At 34.8% G+C, this 15,282-nt stretch carries 16 protein-coding genes; 11 read left to right on the forward strand and 5 right to left on the reverse strand.

What is annotated here, in order from left to right; translation table 11 throughout:
- Positions 1-3: 3 nt before the first annotated feature.
- Together luxS and ACYIAL_RS00660 are read left to right on the forward strand one after the other, a co-directional pair.
- Positions 4-522 carry an S-ribosylhomocysteine lyase gene (luxS, locus tag ACYIAL_RS00655; RefSeq protein ID WP_174795949.1) on the forward strand — a complete coding sequence of 173 codons (519 nt, stop codon included), beginning with the start codon at positions 4-6 and terminating at the stop codon, positions 520-522.
- A 9-nt stretch (positions 523-531) separates the two neighbouring features.
- Positions 532-720, forward strand: coding sequence for a 2-hydroxymuconate tautomerase (locus tag ACYIAL_RS00660; RefSeq protein ID WP_065568141.1), 189 nt, complete (start codon positions 532-534; stop codon positions 718-720).
- 182 nt (positions 721-902) lie between these two features.
- Here ACYIAL_RS00660 and ribA read toward each other — a convergent pair whose 3' ends face one another.
- The gene (gene ribA, locus ACYIAL_RS00665; RefSeq protein ID WP_174795948.1) at positions 903-1,514 is read right to left on the reverse strand and encodes a GTP cyclohydrolase II; all 612 of its coding nucleotides are present in this window, start codon (positions 1,512-1,514) and stop codon (positions 903-905) included.
- 101 nt (positions 1,515-1,615) lie between these two features.
- On the opposite strand from ribA, the gene ACYIAL_RS00670 reads away from it, so the two are divergent.
- From ACYIAL_RS00670 to ACYIAL_RS00695, 6 genes are all read left to right on the forward strand, one after another.
- Positions 1,616-2,335, forward strand: a complete 720-nt coding sequence (locus ACYIAL_RS00670) for a phosphatase PAP2 family protein (protein WP_483750681.1) — start codon at positions 1,616-1,618, stop codon at positions 2,333-2,335.
- Positions 2,336-2,492: 157 nt separating this feature from the next.
- On the forward strand, positions 2,493-2,798 hold the full coding sequence (locus ACYIAL_RS00675) for a LapA family protein (RefSeq protein WP_194240574.1): 306 nt from the start codon (positions 2,493-2,495) through the stop codon (positions 2,796-2,798).
- Between the two features lie 12 nt (positions 2,799-2,810).
- Entirely contained in the window at positions 2,811-3,989 is a 1,179-nt protein-coding gene (gene lapB, locus ACYIAL_RS00680) for a lipopolysaccharide assembly protein LapB (RefSeq protein WP_483750682.1), read from the forward strand.
- A gap of 13 nt (positions 3,990-4,002) precedes the next feature.
- The gene (locus tag ACYIAL_RS00685; protein WP_483750683.1) at positions 4,003-4,788 is read left to right on the forward strand and encodes a YchF/TatD family DNA exonuclease; all 786 of its coding nucleotides are present in this window, start codon (positions 4,003-4,005) and stop codon (positions 4,786-4,788) included.
- Positions 4,778-5,890, forward strand: a complete 1,113-nt coding sequence (locus tag ACYIAL_RS00690; RefSeq protein ID WP_483747121.1) for a ribosomal protein uL16 3-hydroxylase — start codon at positions 4,778-4,780, stop codon at positions 5,888-5,890. The genes ACYIAL_RS00685 and ACYIAL_RS00690 overlap by 11 nt, the downstream gene beginning before the upstream one ends.
- Before the next feature lie 185 nt (positions 5,891-6,075).
- A complete protein-coding gene (locus ACYIAL_RS00695) occupies positions 6,076-7,317 on the forward strand; it encodes an MFS transporter (protein WP_174795943.1) in 1,242 nt (413 codons plus the stop codon).
- A 78-nt stretch (positions 7,318-7,395) separates the two neighbouring features.
- On the opposite strand, the gene ACYIAL_RS00700 is transcribed toward ACYIAL_RS00695, so the two are convergent.
- From ACYIAL_RS00700 to ACYIAL_RS00715, 4 genes are all read right to left on the reverse strand, one after another.
- The gene (locus ACYIAL_RS00700) at positions 7,396-7,836 is read right to left on the reverse strand and encodes a hypothetical protein (RefSeq protein ID WP_065639248.1); all 441 of its coding nucleotides are present in this window, start codon (positions 7,834-7,836) and stop codon (positions 7,396-7,398) included.
- A 200-nt stretch (positions 7,837-8,036) separates the two neighbouring features.
- Positions 8,037-8,564, reverse strand: coding sequence for a protein K (locus ACYIAL_RS00705; RefSeq protein ID WP_483750684.1), 528 nt, complete (start codon positions 8,562-8,564; stop codon positions 8,037-8,039).
- A gap of 228 nt (positions 8,565-8,792) precedes the next feature.
- The gene (locus ACYIAL_RS00710) at positions 8,793-9,452 is read right to left on the reverse strand and encodes a hypothetical protein (RefSeq protein WP_483750685.1); all 660 of its coding nucleotides are present in this window, start codon (positions 9,450-9,452) and stop codon (positions 8,793-8,795) included.
- Between the two features lie 134 nt (positions 9,453-9,586).
- On the reverse strand, positions 9,587-10,477 hold the full coding sequence (locus tag ACYIAL_RS00715; RefSeq protein ID WP_446718869.1) for an SDR family oxidoreductase: 891 nt from the start codon (positions 10,475-10,477) through the stop codon (positions 9,587-9,589).
- Positions 10,478-12,233: 1,756 nt separating this feature from the next.
- Between ACYIAL_RS00715 and ilvG the strand changes: the two genes are divergently transcribed.
- The 3 genes from ilvG to ACYIAL_RS00730 all read left to right on the forward strand — a co-directional run bounded on the left by ilvG (position 12,234) and on the right by ACYIAL_RS00730 (position 15,208).
- Positions 12,234-13,910 (forward strand): acetolactate synthase 2 catalytic subunit, encoded by a 1,677-nt coding sequence (ilvG, locus tag ACYIAL_RS00720; RefSeq protein WP_160431105.1) that lies wholly within the window; start codon positions 12,234-12,236, stop codon positions 13,908-13,910.
- Between the two features lie 3 nt (positions 13,911-13,913).
- Positions 13,914-14,144, forward strand: a complete 231-nt coding sequence (ilvM, locus tag ACYIAL_RS00725) for an acetolactate synthase 2 small subunit (RefSeq protein WP_483750686.1) — start codon at positions 13,914-13,916, stop codon at positions 14,142-14,144.
- A 134-nt stretch (positions 14,145-14,278) separates the two neighbouring features.
- Complete coding sequence (locus tag ACYIAL_RS00730) at positions 14,279-15,208, forward strand: branched-chain amino acid transaminase (RefSeq protein ID WP_483750687.1); 930 nt, start codon at positions 14,279-14,281, stop codon at positions 15,206-15,208.
- The last annotated feature ends 74 nt before the right edge of the window (positions 15,209-15,282 follow it).

The following is a 15,282-nucleotide window of genomic DNA, read 5'->3' on the forward strand; positions in this document are numbered from 1 at the left end:
ATTATGCCTTTATTAGATAGTTTTAAAGTCGATCATACCAAAATGAAAGCTCCTTTTGTGCGAATTGCCAAAACCATGGCAACCCCAAAAGGTGATGATATTACGGTGTTTGATCTACGCTTTACCATTCCCAACAAAGACAATCTGCCAGAAAAAGGGATTCATACATTAGAGCATTTATTTGCAGGCTTTATGCGCGATCATCTCAACAGTGATAAAGTTGAAATAATCGATATTTCACCAATGGGGTGCCGTACTGGTTTTTACATGAGCGTAATTGGTCAACCCGATGAAGAATTAGTCGTTGATGCATGGCTCAAATCAATGCATGATGTATTAGACGTTAAATCGCAAAATCAAATTCCAGAATTAAATGAATATCAATGTGGTACTTATAAAATGCACTCATTAGATGAAGCCAAAGCCATTGCCGAACAAATTATAAAATCCGGTATTGGCGTCTGTCATAATGATGAAATCGCATTGACAGATGAACAACTTGCCCAAATTAATCATCACTAGGAGGTATTTATGCCAAATGTCGTGATCGACTTTTTAGAAGGTCGCACTATAGAGCAAAAGAGAGAAATGGCAAAACGCGTGACTAATGCCATTGTCGAAACCCTCAATTGCAAACCAGAAGCCGTACAAATCATCATGCACGAAATATCTAAAGATCAGATTGCTAACGGTGGCGTGTTGCGCAGTGATAAAGATTGATTTTAACGTGGTCAAATAATGGGGAAAATAACAATATCAATAAGTGAAAATTCCTTTTTGTATATTAAGCTCCATAAAAAATCTCAAAATAGAAAATATATTTTGAGATTTTTTATTCCAACATGTTTACTATCTTAGATAAAATCCATCACAAATAAACAACTCACTATTTAACCAAGCGATTAATGTTTACAATTAGCGTGATGCAGATGAAGCAAATGCCCCATTTTATTCACTTTGGTTTCTAAATAGTGTTCATTATTCGGATTTTCGCCAACTTCCAATGGCTCTCGTTGCGTAATTTTAATGCCAGACTGCTCAAGCACTCTTATTTTTTCTGGGTTATTGGTTAACAAACGAATTTGTGATACCCCTAATAAAGTCAGTATGTCTGCACATAAAGTAAAATCTCGTTCATCCGCCGCAAAACCTAATTGCTCATTAGCTTCAACCGTATCTAAACCTTGATCTTGCAATGCATAAGCTCTAATTTTATTCAATAAACCAATATTGCGCCCTTCTTGACGATGATAAATTAAAATCCCTTTACCTTCTTTTGCAATTTGTTTTAAGGCAGCTTCTAACTGAAAGCCACAATCACAGCGTAAACTAAAAAGCGCATCACCGGTTAAGCATTCAGAATGAATTCTTGTAAGCACTGGTGTATCACCAGATATATCGCCAAATACCAATGCTACATGATCCTTTTTTGTTGCAATTTCTTCAAATCCAACAATAGTGAAACATCCCCATGGCGTTGGCAGTTTCGCTTGTGCAACACGTTTTAATTGCATTATTGTCTCCGTTTTAAATAAAACATAGCTAAGATTTTATAAAAATAAATCTATCTTTTATGCTAAAATATTAAGCAATTTGTACTTAATTGAGTTTATAAATGGGGTTAGTAATAAAAAAAACAATAGCCATATTGGCTATTTTCTTAGTTGTTCCTTTAGTTATTATAGCCATAAATTGGCATTGGCAACCAGCGTCATTAAATGATACATCTAAATATTTATTCGTAATAACTGAAACAGCAAGTTTTCCTTGGGCAATAATTACATCGATAATTTTATTCTTAGTATTTTGTCTATTATTATCCAGTAAAACGAAAAAAAAAATTATATTATTATGGTTGCTTCTTGTTAGTGCAATATTAAGTGGGCAGGCAATTAAAAGTTTTTTAAAATCGCAGACAGCCGAATCAAGACCTTATGTACTTTGGATAGCAAAAGAATTTAAGATTAGTAACCAACAATTTTATTCGAAATCGGAATCAGAAAGAAAAGAACTTATTCAGCAGTTATTTAAAAATTCATCCACAATTCCAAGTTGGTTATCTAACCACTGGAAAAATGAAACTGGATTTGCTTTTCCTTCTGGACATACTTTATTTGCTGTAACTTGGGCATTTTTAGCTTTAACATTACTTAAATTGCAGCAGCATTATGTGATAGTATCAATTACCATTATTTGGTCGATATTAATTGAAATTAGCCGGCTATTATTAGGCATGCACAGTCCAATTGATCTAATAACAAGCATATTAATCGCTTGGATAATTTCATTAATCAGCTATTTTTATGCTAAAAAATGGCATATAGTAGACAAATAATTTTTAAATATTATTTTTAAAAAACTGCCATTTATTACAGGCGGATTTTATTTTTGAATGTCATTGATAACTGTTTAACTAATCAAAGCAATTTGTATAAACAGTCTAGTATAATAACCAAAACGTTTAATTAAAAATAAAAAGAAAGGTCAACATTATGAAATTTGTTATATCAATTTTATTGATAATTATCATCTTTGCTATCTCAATAGCAATAGGTTCAGCTAATGATCAAATCGTAACTTTTAATTATTTAGTGGCTAAAACTGACCTCCGCTTATCGGTGTTATTAGCCATTTTATTTGGTTCGGGTTTTATTGTCGGTTGGATACTAACAGGCATCTTCTTTTTAAAAGCTAAATTTCAACACTCATCAACAAAACGTAAACTGAGCAAATTACAAAAAAAATATGATGAAGATATGGCTAATCATCAACAAATACACTTAACTAAAAGCAATTAAGAATAGGTTACTATGTTTGAACTGTTATTTCTGTTACTTCCTATCGCCGCCGGATACGGTTGGTATATGGGAGACAGAAATGCAAAACAAAAATATCTAAATCAATCTAATCGGCTATCGCGTGAATATGTAGATGGTTTAAATTTTCTATTGTCTAACCAAAAAGATAAAGCTGTCGATCTTTTCTTAGACTTGTTAAAAGAAGACGATGGTACACTTGAAGCACATTTAACATTAGGCAATCTATTTCGCTCTCGGGGTGAACTTGACAGAGCGATACACATCCACCAAGCATTGTTAGAAAGCTCGTCTTTAACATTTGAACAACGATTATTAGCTATTCAACAACTAGGGCGGGATTATATGGTTGCAGGCCTTTACGATCGTGCCGAAGAGATGTTTTTGCAACTCATTGATGAAGAAGACTTTCAACAATACGCACTACAGCAACTTATCATCATATACCAATCAACCAGTGAATGGATAAATGCCATCAATATGGCAACTAAATTGGTCAAACTTGGCAATGAAAAATACAAAACCGATATCGCACAATTTTATTGTGAATTAGCGTCACAAGCTATTGCTAATGATGACCTTGATAAGGCAAATAGCCTATTACAAAAATCAGCAATGGCAGATGCTAAATGTGCTCGCACTTCGCTCATGTTGGGTCGAGTTCTTATGGTGCAAGATAAAACAGAACAAGCCATCCAATCTTTTCAACAAATATTGCAACAAGATAAAGCCTTTATTGGCGAAGCACTACCTTTATTAAAAGAGTGCTATTTAATACTAAATAACCAACATGAATTTCAGCAATTTTTACAATTATGTGTCGATCAAGATACCGGTAATGTGGCCGAATTGATGCTTGCTGATCTTATTGAAAAACAAAAAGGCTTAGATGCTGCACAATACTTTATGTATCGTGAATTACTTAAACATCCTAACTTAAAGGGATTTTATCGATTAATGAACTATCATGTTGCTGATGCAGAACAAGGTAAAGCCAAAGAAAGCCTTTTACTTTTAAGAAACATGGTTGGCGAACAAATAAAAACTGTGCCCAATTATCGATGCCAAAAATGTGGATTCACGGTTAACTCAATCTACTGGTTATGCCCTGCTTGCCGTTCGTGGTCTACAATAAAACCTGTTCGTGATTTTGAACAACATTCAGATAAATAAAAAAGAGATTTTTATGTTTTTAATTGACTCTCACTGCCATTTAGATAGTTTAGACCTTAGTGCTAAATCTATCAAAGATGTTTTACAAGAAGCTTCCAAAAACGACGTTAAACATTGCCTAAGCGTGGCAACAACGCTGTCGGGCTATGAAACCATGAAACATAAGCTTACACCTTATCAAAAACAATGCTCTTTTTCGTGTGGAATTCACCCACTTAACCTTGATGACGAAATATACGATGCCGAGCGCTTTCAAAACTTAGCCCAAGAAGATAACGTCATAGCACTAGGTGAAACTGGTCTTGACTATTATTATCAACAAGATAATTTGGAGCAACAACAAGAGAATTTTAAAGAACATATTCGATTAGGTCGAAAATTAAGTAAACCCGTCATTGTCCATACACGTAATGCCAAAGAAGATACCTTAAAAATCTTAAAAGATGAGCATGTTCATTCAGGCGTGTTGCACTGTTTTACAGAAGATATCGAAACAGCAAAACAACTATTAGATATCGGTTTTTATATCTCATTTTCAGGAATAATCACCTTTAAAAATGCCAAAGCTCTACGAGAAGTTGCCAAATATGTACCGCTTGATCGTATCTTGGTCGAAACCGACTCACCTTACCTTGCTCCCGTTCCATACCGAGGCAAAGAAAACCAACCCGCTTATGTTCGCGAAGTGGCACAATATTTATCCGCTTTAAAAGGTGTCTGTTTAGAAGAGATAGCACAAAAGACTACATCTAACTTTTGTCAATTATTCAATCTTCAAGGAAAATTAAATGAATTATAAGTTAGCTATTGATTGGGATGATTTTTTAACAAACTATTGGCAAAAAAAACCGGTAATCCTACGCAAAGCATTTGCAGATTTTATTGATCCCATTACACCAGACGAACTAGCGGGTTTAGCGATGGAAGAAGAAATCGATAGCCGGATTGTTTCTAATAAAGATGGTGTTTGGGATGCTAGATTTGGGCCATTTGCTCAATATGATAACTTAGGCGAAGATCATTGGAGTTTGCTAGTACAAGCTGTTGATCACTGGCACGAACAAGCTGCCACACTACTTGAGCCTTTTAAATGCATGCCACAATGGCAATTTGATGATCTAATGATTTCTTACGCAACACAAGGTGCTGGCGTTGGGCCGCATATCGATAATTATGATGTGTTTATCATTCAAGGCATGGGCAGCAGACGTTGGCAAGTTGGCGATCGTAACCAACATTATAAACAATTTAATGCACACAAAGCATTATTGCATGTTGAAGAATATCAACCCATCATTGACGAAGAAATCACTGCTGGCGACATCTTATACATTCCACTAGGTTGCCCACATAATGGCACATCCATTGGTGAATCACTCAGTTATTCTGTTGGTTTTATGACACGAACCTCACAAGAGTTATTAAGTAGCTTTGCAGATTATGTCATTGATAATCTGCCAAATGGTATTTATTATCAAGATCCAAATTTAAAACGACCTAAAGATCCATACCAAGTTCAGCCTTATGAACTAACAAAACTACAAGATCAAATCATCGATTTAATCAAAAAACCTGAGTTATTTAACGATTGGTTCGGTAAACACATTACACTACCAATGCACGATTTAAATATTGTGCCAGTTGAACCACCATACGATTATAACGAATTTGAATCACTGCTAAAAACTGGAGAAAAACTACACCGAGTACAGAGTATTCGAATCCTTAAGGTGGGCGATTGTGGCTACATCCATGGCGAACAAATTAATCTACCTATGCCCGTCATTGATCTTCTTTGTAAAACTGAAACACTCTATTACGAGCAGTTACAAGATAAAAACACACTGCAAGTCATGCACGATTTTGTGAACAAAGGCTATTGGTACTTTGCCGAAGAGTAACATAACATATCTGCCGATAATAAAATCGGCAGATAAAACGACTATTTAGAGCTTTAAGCTTGGCTTTTTTTAACTTTTAAGGATATACTTGCCCCGCTTTAATTTACCCGCCGTTTAATCGCAAATTAAACATCATAAAATGGAAATTTTAAGTAACTATCTAATTTTAAAAACTAGAGGTATACATGAAAACCGAAGCAAACGCAGCCCTGCAAGCAGAAAGTGAAAGCAAATGCACAACCCCATATCAAAAAAGAACTCTATTTGCATCCACCGTTGGTTACGCACTAGATGGCATGGATATGATGATTTTAGGTGTTTGTTTTAGTCTAATTTCAGTCAGCTTCAACTTAACAAAAACAGATTTAGGCACTTTAACCTCAGTAACCTTACTTGGCGCCGTATTAGGTGGCATTTTATTTGGTATACTTGCCGATAAATATGGTCGAGTAAGAGTCTTTTCATGGACTATTTTAATATTTTCTCTTTTTACTGGATTATGTGCAATTTCACCTAATTACGAATGCTTTTTAATATTTCGCTTTTTAAGTGGACTTGGACTTGGTGGTGAATTTGGGATTGGCATGACTTTAGTTTCTGAAAGCTGGCCTAAAAATAAACGCTCAAGAGCAACATCTATTGTTGCATTAGGTTTTCAAGTCGGCATTATTTTAGCTGCATTAACCGTCAATTTTATTGGCGAAATTTATGGTTGGCGCTGGGCTTTTGCGATGGGCGTGCTACCTGCGCTATTTGTTGCATGGACACGTAAAGGTCTAAAAGAACCAGAAATCTGGCAAAATCTAAAAGACCAAAATAAAAACAAAATAGCCGTTGGCAAATTATTTAAAAACCCAAGAACCATAGCAACCACAATAGGATTAACCATCGCTTGTGCAGTACAAAACTTCGGTTTTTACGGACTCATGGTTTGGATGCCAAATATGATTGCAACTGAGCTCAAATTACCATTTAAAAATACCATGTTTTGGACTATTTCAACCACTATAGGTATGTCATTAGGAATTCTAATTTTTGGTTGGTTATGTGATAAGTTTGGTCGTCGCCCTTCTTATATCTTCTTTTTATTCATCTCGGCCGTTTCAATTTGGTTCTATTTTCATCAAACCGATATGTTTATATTAATTATCTTTGGCTCAGTAATTGGCTTTTTTGTCAATGGCATGATGGGCGGATATGGCGCGCTACTTGCTGAACATTACCCAACAGATGCCCGTTCAAGTGCTGAAAATATTATTTTTAATGTCGGTCGAGGCATTGCCGGTGTATCACAAGTACTAATTGCTTATTTAGCCACCGTTTACTCAATTAGCTACGCATTAGCTTTACTATCAGCCGCTTATTTATTATCGGCTGCGGCATTTGTCTTTTTAATACCTGAAACAAAAGGCAAAGAGCTCGAATAAAATTACGCAAAAAAACAGGGCAATTGCCCTGTTTTTTATCTCATATAAATTACATCAAAAAACTAAATAAAACTATCTTTAGTTAGCAGTACAAGAAGCTGGCGTCAATTGAACACTAAACAATTTTTCATCATTGATATAATAATTATGACTAACACCATTTGGAAATGCATCCCTAAGTTGTTTAACTTGTGCGCTATTATTACAATAAGCTGTTTTTAGACTTTCTGTCGTCATTTTTTGAGTTTCAGGGATTGATATCTCATCTTTTGAACTATCAATTACATATTTATAATTAATTAAATCATTCTCTTTAGTGATATCAATCAAATTGGTTTTTTCATCAACTTTAACCGGAAGCATTTTTTTGGCTTCATTAATAATAGTTTCTTGCAAACGACTAAGTTCAGTGTTTTTTGAAGAATCACTACTTGTTTGATTAGCATTAGATTTTGAATTATCACAGCTACAAAGAACCAAGCTTATCAAAATTGCTGGCACTGTTTTTAAACTTTTCATCATTATTCCTTTAAGTGAATTTTATAAATTACATGTTTACCGCTTATTTAAAGGCGGACGATAAAATCGTAAAATATCAGTGAGAAAAGTACATAAAAACTTTGCAATTTAGAATAAAAAATAAATAACAAATAAAAAGAGGCTTTAATAAGCCTCATTTAGTACCGATGATTTCTACTATTTTTTAAATTGAGTAATAGTTATTTAGAATCACAATCACTCGGTTTCAAATCAAACGACATAATTTTTTCATTGGCTAGATAATAATTATAACTTACTCCATTTGGGAATAAGAGTTTCAACGCCTTAACATTTGGGTCATTACCACAATATAAAGTAACTATCCTGTTTAATACAGATTGCTGATTTTTCTTTAGCAATATCACTTCTTTAGGCAGACCTTTCATAACATATTTATAGATAAGTTTATTATTATTTCTTGATATATCATCGAACATCGTAAATTTATCAACCAAAATGGGTAACTTTTCTTTTATGCCTGCAACAACCGAATCTTGAGCAAAACGATAATCATTATCTTTTTGATTATTAAATTGCTTGATTTTTTCAGGTGTTGATTGAGCCATAATTTTTTTTCCTCTTTCAACAATATCTATATTTTCTTGAATATCGGTTTGCTTAGTATCTATAACTTTTGCTTCTGAATTATCAAAACCAAATAATATTATTGCCATAAACATTACAACTGTTGCTTTAATACCTTTCATATTTATTCCTATCCAAGCTAATTCATGACCACCCGCTATCTCATAAAATACTCATAAAGTTGTAAAAGATAAACTAAAAAATACACAATAATAATAAAAAATTTTAATTATCCGTTAAAAATTAGCAAATGAACAATCTTAAAAAGAATGGCAAAAATAAAAGGGCTTCAAGTAGCCCTTTTATTATGAATAAATTCTAACTATTTGTTAAAGTTAATCCAAATATATCTAGTCATCATCACAATCATTCGGTTTTACATCCACTGAAAAAACTTTATCATCATTGATATAGTAATCATGATTAGCTCCTCGTGGAAATACTAATCTTAGGGTCTTCATACTAGAATCATCACCACAGTAAAAATCTAGCAATTTATTACGTAACTCTTTTTGAGTGCTTTCAGCCTGTAATGCATCTTTAGTGCTATTATTCACCACATATTTATAATTAATAGTTTTGTTATCTGTCGATACATCAACTAAAGTTGTGTTCTGATCAATTGTCGCTGGTAATTTTGCTTTAATCGCCTTGATCATCAAATTTTCAGCAACACTATAATTACCTTCTTGCACCTTCTTAAGCATATCTTCTTTTTCAGATTTTGTTTGTTCATACAAATCTTTCGCTTTATCACTAATGGCTGCAGTTGTTTGTTTAGCTTTATCGCTAATCTCAGCACCTATTTCCTTAGCTTTGTCACTAACATCGGCGCTCATTTGCTTAGCTTTATCGCCCAATTCTGAACTCATTTGCTGGACTTTGTCGCCAATGTCTGAGCTTGTTTGCTCGGCTTTTTGTTTGGTATCATCAACAGTTGATTTTGAATTATCACAATTAACTAAAAAAATTGCTAACACTGCTAAAGTGATCACTTTAAAAAGTTTCATTTTATTGCCCTTTTTGTTTTCTATTTTATATTGTGACGATGATGAATTGATTCATCATCGTCCGTTGATTTAAAAAATTAATAACATTAATAGTAAAAGGACTTACTAAGCCCTTTTGCCGTCTCAAATATTAATTAGTTAATATGCATACCGCCAGTAACACCATACGTTTCGCCCGTTGTATAGCTTGATTCTTCTGAGGCTAAATGCACATAAACACCAGCAAGTTCAACTGGTTGACCTGCTCGTTGTAATGGTGTTTGTTGACCGAATTCAGGAATAACATCACTTGGTTGACCACCACAGATTTGTAATGGTGTCCAAACTGGACCTGGAGCGACACTATTTACACGAATGCCCTTTGGCGCTAATTGCTTAGCTAATCCACGAGTAAACGCGATAATAGCTGTTTTAGTTGCAGCATAATCTAATAAATTACCACTAGGTTGATAAGCCTGAACAGAGGAAGTTGTAATAATTGTTGAACCTGGTTTTAAATAACCCAAAGCGGCTTTAGTGATCCAAAAAAGCGAAAACACATTAACTTCAAAGGTTTTCTTAATTTGCTCGGTGGTAAGCGCCATAATATCTTCAACTGCAGTTTGCTTACCGGCAACCAATGTCAAATTATCTAATCCACCTAATTTATGGTGTGCTTCATCAACTAATTTTTTACAAAAAGCCTCGTCACTTAAATCACCAGGAATTAATACGGCTTTACGCCCAGCAGCTTGAATAACTTTAGCGACTTCTTCCGCATCTTTTTGTTCAACTGGCAGGTAATTTATTGCTACATCAGCACCCTCTTTAGCATAAGCTATCGCTGCTGCTCGGCCGATGCCTGAATCGCCACCAGTCACAAGCACTTTGCGCCCTTCTAAACGATTATGACCTTGATAGCTTTTTTCACCACAATCAGGAAGCGGATTCATTTCGCACTGTAAAGCTGGCGCCTCCTGTTTTTGTTTTGGAAATTTATCATGATGATATTTGGTAAGTGGATTATAGATTTGTTTGTTCATAATTTTCTCCTAAGTTAAACATGTATTTGAAAACAAATTCAATATAACTTAAATGAAATCAATTAATAATCACAAAATCCTATTGCTAAGCATATTTTAATCTTTAAAATACCCAATTAATTCAATAAATTATATTTACTGACAACATAAATTAGAATATTCTTTCTTAAAACTTAATCGTATTGTTCAATATCATCCCCAAAATTAAAAAATAAACAACTGAGGCTAATAATTAATAAAGGTGGCTTTCCATGATAGGCTTGGCGAGGTCAGTGAAATTAGTAATGCCTAAGCCATGAGTATTGCATAATCTTGCACCTGATTTAGTGTATCAAATTAAATTTAACTAAGCTAGCGATAACAAATTAAATTATTTTAATTAACATATTGATTTTATATAAAATATTTAAGTTTACTTATTATTAATATCGTAGCGATAGTTAACACCATTAAAAAATCGTTCTTAAGCATGTCTATTTCATCACTACCTTCACTATGCCTCTTTATTAAAGTAGCTATTCCTTTCGGTTTTCCTATTCATTTTAGGTCAAGATGTTTTCGTGAGTGAGTTATTGATTGATACGATGTTTATCACACGTTTTAACCAATAGATGCTACGAATGCTCAATTAATCACGAAACGGTATAGGATCCTGAATATTTTTTACAAAAATATAATCTAAAAGTGAAGACTACATCTTCATTAAAGTATCTATTGCATTGGGCTTTGCCATTTGTTTGCGGTCAGGTTATTTTGAAGAGTTTTTGATTGATACAATGCTTATCACACGTTTTAACCAATAGAGACTGCGAATGCTCAATTAATCATGAAACGGTATAGAATCCTGAATATTTTTTACAAAAATATAACCTAAAAGTGAATACTACATTTTCATTAAAGTATCTATTACCCTTAGGCTTTGCCATTTGTTTGCGGTCAGGTTATTTTGAAGAGTTTTTGATTGATACAATGCTTATCACACGTTTTAACTAATAGAGACTACGAATGCTCAATTAATCACGAAACGGTATAGAATCCTGAATATTTTTTACAAAAAAATTTTAACTTTAGCCTTACATTTAATACCACATCGCATGGTTTTATAAGGTTTGTTGTTACTGGTCAAGGTGAAAGACAAACAGCTTCAATCAGGCTTTTTTAGCACGTTATATAGGGTCAGCTAACTGACCATAAAGCATTTAGCCAAATCGGTAACCGCTATTTTTTCTTTTTGATATAAGCGTCACATCTCTTGTCTGTAAACGGTGTTAGTTTTGTTTTTTGTATATTCATTACCGCCATTTCTCAAATTACTATAAATAACACGAGCAATTCCTACAGCTACATTATAAAAAATACCAAAATAAATCATTATCCCATAATATTTTTATACTAAAACACCAGCTTTCCTGAAACTTTTTTACAGCTGATTTATTTTACATAACAAAAACGACAAAAAACTATTGCACTTTTTTTTAAAACGAGTATTTTGTTAAAAATAATTTTTAAAAATGACAAAAAGTTAATTATATCGCATTATGAAATTTTCACTCAAAATCGTCCTCATCAACATTATTGTCAGCGTGGTCATTATTCCAACGCGGGGGCGTTTTTTGAATTAAAAATGTGTTCATACATAAAATCAAAAACCCCCGCTCTCCAAAAAGCGGGGGTTTTTTTATGAATATTTTTTACAAACGGCTTATAAGCAATGTTTTATAAACAGTAACTGAATAAAATAAGAACAAGTGAGGAATAAATGTTAGGAACACAGTGGATAGTAAAAACCTTAAAAGAAAAAGGCGTTACCACCGTTTTTGGATATCCCGGTGGACAAATTATGCCTCTATATGACGCACTGTATGATGGTGGAATTGAGCATGTACTTTGTCGTCACGAACAAGGTGCTGCAATGGCCGCAATCGGCTATGCTCGTGCAACCGGAAAAACCGGCGTTTGTATTGCCACATCAGGCCCAGGTGCAACAAATATTATTACAGGGCTTGCCGATGCGTTAATTGATTCAGTGCCGATTGTTGCTATAACCGGTCAAGTACCAACCAAACTTATTGGTACTGACGCCTTTCAAGAAGTGGATGTATTAGGATTATCACTAGCCTGCACCAAACATAGTTATTTAATTGATGACGCTAAAGACCTACCAAATACTTTAGAACAGGCATTTAACTTAGCCAATTCAGGCAGACCAGGACCAATATTGATTGATGTACCCAAAGATATACAGCTTGCAAATCTTGACTATCAACAATATTTTACGCCATCGTCATTAAAAACCGCACAAGATAACAATCAACTATATCCAATCTCGCTTGATGATATAAAACAAGCCAAAGAAATGATCGCCCAAGCGCAAAAACCGATACTTTACATTGGTGGTGGTGTTGGACTTTCTGGTGCTATATCCGAGCTAAGAGACTTTATGGCCTTAACACACATTCCAAGTGTATCAACCTTAAAAGGACTTGGTGTTGCCGATTTGAATAATCCTTATTACTTAGGATTAATTGGTATGCACGGCGCCAAAGCCGCCAATTTAGCCGTACAAGAGTGCGATTTATTAATTGCCTTAGGTGTTCGATTTGATGATAGAGTGACCGGCAATCTTAATGAATTTGCGCGACATGCTAAAGTGCTTCATATAGATATTGATCAGGCTGAAATCAACAAATTACGCCAAACCCATTTAGGATTACAAGGTGATATAAAGCAAGTTTTACCACAACTAAATCAAACGGTTTCGATTCAAGAGTGGCATAAAAAAGTTAATCAATTAAAAGCAGAGCACCCAACTCGTTACGATCATCCTGGCGAAGCTATCTACGCACCGGCTTTATTAAAAACTATCTCAGAAAAAAAATCAGCAACGACAATTATTACTACCGATGTTGGACAACACCAAATGTGGACAGCCCAGCATATGCGCTTTACTCACCCGCAAAACTTCATTACATCAAGTGGACTTGGCACAATGGGATTTGGTTTACCGGCTGCAGTTGGCGCACAAATGGCAAGGCCTAATGACTGTGTGATTTGTGTATCGGGTGATGGATCTTTTATGATGAATGTCCAAGAACTCACCACCATTAAACGTAAAAAACTACCCATAAAAATCGTATTAATAGATAACCAACGTCTAGGCATGGTTCGCCAATGGCAAGAGTTATTTTTTAATGAAAGATACAGCGAAACAAATCTATCAGACAACCCCGACTTTTTAATGTTAGCCAACGCGTTTGACATACCGGGGCAAAGCATTAGCAAAAAATCACAAATTGATACAGCGCTTGATAATCTATTTAACTCAACAGGCGCTTATTTGTTACATGTCTGCATAGATGAATTAGAAAACGTATGGCCACTGGTACCTCCTGGGGCAGCAAACGAAAACATGCTAGATAAAAGTTGCAAGGAGTAAGTGATGAACGAACAAGCGCAATATCAATTGACCATAAGGGCTTATGACAAATTGGGATCACTTGAACGTATATTACGAGTTATCCGGCATCGAGGCGGACATATTCAATCAATGCAAATGCAAACAATTGAAAATAATGTACTGACTATGACATTAATATTAACCACCGAAAGACCACTATCGACACTACAAAATCAAGTAGCAAAATTAGAAGATGTCATAGCGGTTGAATAATAATTTTTACAAACAACTTATTGTTAAATAATAAGTTAAACAAACAAGTATAGTGTAATGCTTGACCGTTAAAGCGAAAATACCTAAAGCAAAGTACTTACTTAGCAAATTGAAAAAATAAAGAGGAAAACAACATGAGTTCTACAGCAAAATCGGATTATATTTGGTTTAATGGCGAAATGGTTCCATGGGCGGATGCCAAAGTACATGTAATGTCGCATGCCTTACATTATGGTACCTCCGTATTTGAAGGCGTCCGTTGTTATAACACACACAAAGGACCGGCTATATTTCGTCATAAAGAACATGCCCAAAGATTATTAAACTCTGCCAAGATTTATCGTTTTCCTGTACCTTATTCGCTTGAAGAAATCATGGAAGCCACACGCCAAACAATCAAGAAAAACAAATTAGAAAGCGCCTATATTCGCCCATTAGTCTTTATTGGCGATGTCGGTATGGGCGTAAACCCGCGTGAGGGTTATAAAACCGATGTCATGATTGCCGCATTCCCATGGGGTGCCTATTTAGGCGAAGAAGCCTTAGATCAAGGTATTGATGCCATGGTCTCTTCTTGGCATCGCGTGGCATCTAACACCATTCCAGCAGCAGCTAAAGCGGGCGGCAACTATTTATCGTCATTATTAATTGGATCTGAGGCTCGTGCTAACGGCTTCCAAGAAGGCATTGCGTTAGATGTGCATGGTCACCTATCTGAAGGTGCTGGCGAAAACCTATTTATCATTAAAGACGGTATCTTATACACACCGGTTCTTTCATCTTCTGCACTACCGGGCATTACACGTGATGCTGTATTAACGCTAGCGCGTGATATGGGTATTGAAGTACGTGAACAAACACTATCACGTGAATCACTTTATTTAGCCGATGAAGTGTTTATGACTGGTACCGCAGCTGAAATTACCCCAGTGCGTAGTGTTGATCGCATCCAAGTTGGCATTGGTCGCTGTGGCCCAATCACTAAACAAATTCAACAAGCATTCTTTGGCTTATTTAATGGTAAAACCGAAGATAAATACGGTTGGTTAGATCTGATCAAATAAAACGAAAAATCAAAATCCGCCAACTCACTTGGCGGATAACATTTTAACTTAATGATTGATTTTAAAGAACTACA

This window comes from Gilliamella sp. X-57 (assembly GCF_057063565.1).

Coding starts and splice junctions, on each gene's coding strand:
- ACYIAL_RS00705 (WP_483750684.1), bottom strand. CDS start 8,564: ATGAAAGGTATTAAAGCAACAGTTGTAATGTTTATGGCAATAATATTA.
- ACYIAL_RS00700 (WP_065639248.1), bottom strand. CDS start 7,836: ATGAAAAGTTTAAAAACAGTGCCAGCAATTTTGATAAGCTTGGTTCTT.
- ACYIAL_RS00730 (WP_483750687.1), top strand. CDS start 14,279: ATGAGTTCTACAGCAAAATCGGATTATATTTGGTTTAATGGCGAAATG.
- ACYIAL_RS00660 (WP_065568141.1), top strand. CDS start 532: ATGCCAAATGTCGTGATCGACTTTTTAGAAGGTCGCACTATAGAGCAA.
- ACYIAL_RS00685 (WP_483750683.1), top strand. CDS start 4,003: ATGTTTTTAATTGACTCTCACTGCCATTTAGATAGTTTAGACCTTAGT.
- ribA (WP_174795948.1), bottom strand. CDS start 1,514: ATGCAATTAAAACGTGTTGCACAAGCGAAACTGCCAACGCCATGGGGA.
- ACYIAL_RS00675 (WP_194240574.1), top strand. CDS start 2,493: ATGAAATTTGTTATATCAATTTTATTGATAATTATCATCTTTGCTATC.
- luxS (WP_174795949.1), top strand. CDS start 4: ATGCCTTTATTAGATAGTTTTAAAGTCGATCATACCAAAATGAAAGCT.
- lapB (WP_483750682.1), top strand. CDS start 2,811: ATGTTTGAACTGTTATTTCTGTTACTTCCTATCGCCGCCGGATACGGT.
- ilvG (WP_160431105.1), top strand. CDS start 12,234: ATGTTAGGAACACAGTGGATAGTAAAAACCTTAAAAGAAAAAGGCGTT.
- ACYIAL_RS00670 (WP_483750681.1), top strand. CDS start 1,616: ATGGGGTTAGTAATAAAAAAAACAATAGCCATATTGGCTATTTTCTTA.
- ilvM (WP_483750686.1), top strand. CDS start 13,914: ATGAACGAACAAGCGCAATATCAATTGACCATAAGGGCTTATGACAAA.
- ACYIAL_RS00690 (WP_483747121.1), top strand. CDS start 4,778: ATGAATTATAAGTTAGCTATTGATTGGGATGATTTTTTAACAAACTAT.
- ACYIAL_RS00695 (WP_174795943.1), top strand. CDS start 6,076: ATGAAAACCGAAGCAAACGCAGCCCTGCAAGCAGAAAGTGAAAGCAAA.
- ACYIAL_RS00710 (WP_483750685.1), bottom strand. CDS start 9,452: ATGAAACTTTTTAAAGTGATCACTTTAGCAGTGTTAGCAATTTTTTTA.